Annotated in this window: 1 pseudogene; it reads left to right on the forward strand. The window is 43.3% G+C overall.

Features of this window, described 5'->3' with window-relative positions:
• Positions 1-284: pseudogene (locus NV64_RS23590) on the forward strand (hypothetical protein); the annotation flags it as partial.

The following is a 284-nucleotide window of genomic DNA, read 5'->3' on the forward strand; positions in this document are numbered from 1 at the left end:
AAAAATACTGCAATTATGGCAATTAATCGCTTAACCTCTATGGGAGATGAGGGGCGTGTTTTTGGATCTGAAGGTAAGGACTATATGAATACGAAAAGAGATAAAATTCAGGAGTGGCAACCTTTGCCATCGGATGTTATCGACGAGACAGGTCAGCAATCAGTAGTACATCGCTATGGAGAACAGAGAAAAATCACTCAAACTTTCCTCGAAGGTGATGATGCCTGGGCTGTTACAGGTAAGTCGTGGCACTGGCAACCGGTTATCGCTGATGATGTCTATGA

The sequence above is a fragment of the Erwinia sp. B116 genome (genome assembly GCF_002865965.1).
Classification (GTDB): Bacteria; Pseudomonadota; Gammaproteobacteria; order Enterobacterales; family Enterobacteriaceae; genus Erwinia.